We start from the raw sequence: 4,198 nt of genomic DNA on the forward strand, positions 1-4,198 counted from the left end.
TGTAATTTAGAGCAAACGCCCCTTACTTTAAAGGCTTCTATTATTAAAGTGTTTGGATTTGTTTACTACGTTTCAGATCAATGAAACTTCAATCTCCGTCATCGCCTATATGTCATTTAACCGTTTGAATCTCTCACGCGTCACCACAACAACCTACTCTCGGCCACCATAAGCGCAAACGTTTGCTTTTGTCTTCATAATCAGTATTATTCACGCCAGATTTTATACTCAGTATGGTTAGTGAGGATTTTATGTTTGGTACGGCTACAGGTAAGAGTGCAACGCGAGTATTACTTCTGGGTTCAGGCGAATTGGGAAAAGAAGTTGCGATTGAATGCCAGCGTTTAGGATTGGAAGTGATTGCTTGTGATCGATATGAAAATGCACCAGCAATGCAGGTTGCTCACAGAAGTCATGTTGTCGACATGCTTGATGGTGATGCTTTAGAAGCAATCATTGCTCTAGAAAAACCCGATTATGTTGTTCCTGAAATTGAAGCCATCACCACAGATAAACTGGTTGAACTAGAAGCTAAAGGCCTAAACGTCGTGCCAACAGCTAATGCGACCAAGCTTACAATGAATCGTGAAGGTATTCGCCGACTCGCAGCAGAAGAACTTGAGCTGACAACGTCTCCTTATAAATTTGCAGACAACTACGAAGAGTTTAAAGCCGCAGTCGATTTCGCCGGGCTACCTTGTGTCTGTAAACCTGTCATGAGTTCTTCAGGTAAAGGTCAGAGTGTTATTAAAACAGAAGACGACATACAAAAGGCTTGGGACTACGCTCAAGAAGGCGGTCGTACTGGCGCAGGCAGAGTCATTGTAGAAGGCTTTATTGACTTTGATTATGAGATTACATTGTTGACTGTACGTGCAGTTGACGGTGTTCATTTCTGTAAACCAATCGGCCACCGACAAGAAGATGGAGACTATCGTGAGTCTTGGCAGCCACAAGCCATGACCGATATGGCTCGTAAAGCCGCAGAATACAGTGCTGAAAAAATCGTTAACGCGCTTGGTGGTTACGGACTGTTTGGCGTAGAGCTGTTTATCAAAGGCGATAAGGTCATTTTCAACGAAGTATCACCTCGCCCACACGATACAGGCTTGGTGACACTCATCTCTCAAGACCTGTCTGAATTTGCGCTTCACGTTCGAGCATTTACCGGTATGCCAATCAATACAATCACTCAATATGGCGCTGCAGCTTCTGCCGTTGTATTAGGCCAAGGTACGTCGACCAACATTCGTTACGAGGGGCTGAATGAAGCGCTAGCATTACCAAAAACTCAGGTTCGCTTATTTGGTAAGCCAGATATTGATGGGCGTCGCCGCTTAGGTGTGTCACTGACACAGCGAGACAATGTTGATAAAGCCATTGAAGACGCAATAGAAAGCGCTCAAAAAATTAAGATCACATACTAATTAATACGACAGCCTAACAATAAAAGCCTAACCTTTAGCACGCAAATTACTAGGTTAGGCTTTTGTTTCCATCACCTACTTGATCGCACTATTATCAAGACTCTATTAACCAAACCTCTTCAGCAAATCGGCTCAATCCTTTCTTCAGTCTTTTAGGGTGCTCTGCATCAGCTTCATCTCGATGTAAACGAGTTATTTTGTACTCAGAGAATAAAGATTCAACTTCACTCCTAGGCACACTAAATGGAGGCCCTGCCATCTCTTCCTGTTGATACTCCAAGGTCACCAATAAAATACGACCCGATTGAGTTAGCTTGGATTTTATGAGGTTGGCGTAATCAACCCGCATGCTTTCAGGAAGCGCGATAAGTGCTGCACGGTCATAAACAATGTCTACCTGCTGAATTGGCGCTGTAAACACATCACCTGTGTATATAGACAGCTCGTCAAATTGATACAACTCATGCTGTCCGTTTAGGGTCGTGACCATTGGGGTATAGAAATGCTCAGCAAAGAATGAGCGAACGGCTATGTTACTGAGCTCCACACCTTTAACGTCTGCGTGTTTAGTCGCAAGCCAGACTAAGTCTTCGGATTTGCCACATAATGGTACAAACACAGAATCACTTCGTTTAGGGCTGGTCATAGGCCAAAATTGGGTTAGTAAAGGGTTAACATCGTCTAAATGAAAACCTATTTGGTTCGCTGCCCACTTGTTGTGCCAAAATTCAGGGTCTTGCATTGCTATTCCTTTACACTTTGATTTTTCATTCTTGGGTGGAGTTTATCGTGCAAACCCTATTGAAACCACCATCTTTACTACGTTCGCTCGCATTTCGCTTCGCAGACAACATTTGAATTTTCAAGAAAGTCGATCTTTCACCGAATCTAACAATCACGTTCATGTTCCATTAATAATGGGTCACTTATAATGGATTTGTAACGTGGCAATAGGTCATTGAAAACCGGAAAATTCGATTTCATGTGACCCAGAACACAAGTTAGGTATTCACTAGGTTTTGGACATTGTTTTTAAACACCATTAGCCCAATGTCTAGATTAACTGCTTAAGTGATATGTTCTTAGTGCCTTTAAATGCCACTTTTTACTAAGTCTTCCATTTAAGGAGAGTGAATGAACTTATTTCTTCGTACGACAGCAATTATGCTATTTATGCTGACTCGCACCCCTGCATTCGCTGCACTGCCTATGGCTCCAGGTAGTGATGATAAACTTTCACCAAGTCACAACGAAGTTTGTGCAAAGCTATTCAAGCACAACCTAAGTGGTTTATACGGTATTCCATCTACTGATGTGACTCCTCTTCAACAGCATTCAGATTTTGACACCCTTTATAGTAAATCTCACCAGGCTCAATACGAATTGGAAGACATTTGTAATAGCACCGCGTTACTGACTCAAACCAATGCCTACTTTGCCGGCATTAAATCTTCTCAAAGAGCGCAAGAAAAAATTAAACATGAGCTTAACGGTAAGGTAGAGAGAATTACCGATATCGCTCGCGCAACAATCGTTGCCGATGATGTAGAAAGTTTAATGGAAGTCTATGAGGCCCTTGATAGAGAGACTGACATAGTAAAAGTTAAGAATCGATTTAAGAACCCTGCTGCATCAGGCTACCGAGACCTAAATTTGCTAGTGAAAATTCCTAAAACGAACATTATCGCTGAAGTACAGCTTCACCTTAAAGCCATTGCTGATGTAAAAAATGGCCCAGAACATGAACTGTATGAAGTCATCCAGTACATAGAACGCAATGCCGCTTTTGAACAACGAGAGCTAACGCAGTTAGAAATAACAAAAATTAGCAAGATGAGAAGTCAATCTCTGCAACTCTATCAAGATGCGTGGCAGCCATACATTACTACTCATTTAAAAGCAGCTTAATAGTTAGCATTCGTCTCAATAAACAAAGCGCCCAGCACTATATAGTTCTGGGCGTTTTTGGTTCTCTAGTGGTGAAACTTGGCTCAAATTTACTATGTAAATCGTACCCGATTTCAACAACCAAGTTTATGTAGAATATTCATTTAACGTATTTTTACTGATGGCACCTGCGTCAACAAGTTCCATCAATACCGCTTCAGATTTCATTCTAAACATGTCACGCAACAATCTTACTCCAGGTGTTATGGATTGACGGCTTGGTGCCACTAGCCACAGTTCAGTCGGTGCAGGTGTAGAATCAGGCAGCAAGTGGACGACATTACCATCCAAAATATCTTGTGCCATATCCAAGCATGACTTAATGGCAATTCCATGCCCGGCTACACACCACCGCCTAACTAAGTCCGCATCATTTGAAGAACGATTTCCCTTTAGTTTTACTTTATGCAGTATTCCGTCACATTTGAACTCCCAAGTATCGTGCAGAACATCATGCAATTGATAGAGTAACGCATTATGATTAGTGAGTTCACCCACCGTATTTGGCGTTCCATACTTATCCAAATAAGCTTGGCTAGCACACAGCAAGCGAGGCACATTACATATTTTGAACCCATATAAATTTGAATCTTTCGGTGCGCCATACCTCAGTGCCATGTCTATAGAGTCTCTATAAAAGTCGACATTACTGTCGCTAATAAACGTTCTGAGTTCGATTTTCGGATAAAGGTCCATAAATTCATTTAGCCAATTATTTGCTAAGTTTCGTCCTAAATCTGATGATGCCGCTATTCTCATTTCACCATCTACAATTTCGAGTTCTTCTTTCATACTTAGCTTAGCTTTTTCCAGCATTTGTAAGG

The 4,198-nt window shown here is 41.7% G+C and carries 4 protein-coding genes; 2 read left to right on the forward strand and 2 right to left on the reverse strand.

The window, feature by feature from the left end:
• The first annotated feature begins 251 nt into the window (after positions 1-251).
• The gene (gene purT, locus BCU12_RS13900; protein WP_102404854.1) at positions 252-1,427 is read left to right on the forward strand and encodes a formate-dependent phosphoribosylglycinamide formyltransferase; all 1,176 of its coding nucleotides are present in this window, start codon (positions 252-254) and stop codon (positions 1,425-1,427) included.
• Between the two features lie 94 nt (positions 1,428-1,521).
• On the opposite strand, the gene BCU12_RS13905 is transcribed toward purT, so the two are convergent.
• Entirely contained in the window at positions 1,522-2,169 is a 648-nt protein-coding gene (locus BCU12_RS13905) for a thiopurine S-methyltransferase (protein WP_102404855.1), read from the reverse strand.
• A gap of 392 nt (positions 2,170-2,561) precedes the next feature.
• On the opposite strand from BCU12_RS13905, the gene BCU12_RS13910 reads away from it, so the two are divergent.
• Entirely contained in the window at positions 2,562-3,335 is a 774-nt protein-coding gene (locus BCU12_RS13910; RefSeq protein ID WP_102404856.1) for a RelA/SpoT domain-containing protein, read from the forward strand.
• 126 nt (positions 3,336-3,461) lie between these two features.
• Here BCU12_RS13910 and BCU12_RS13915 read toward each other — a convergent pair.
• A partial coding sequence (locus BCU12_RS13915; RefSeq protein ID WP_102404857.1) for a substrate binding domain-containing protein occupies positions 3,462-4,198 on the reverse strand: 737 nt, incomplete at its 5' end.

Origin of the sequence: Vibrio sp. 10N.261.55.A7 (assembly GCF_002877365.1) — a bacterium.
In the GTDB taxonomy this organism is placed as follows: domain Bacteria; phylum Pseudomonadota; class Gammaproteobacteria; order Enterobacterales; family Vibrionaceae; genus Vibrio.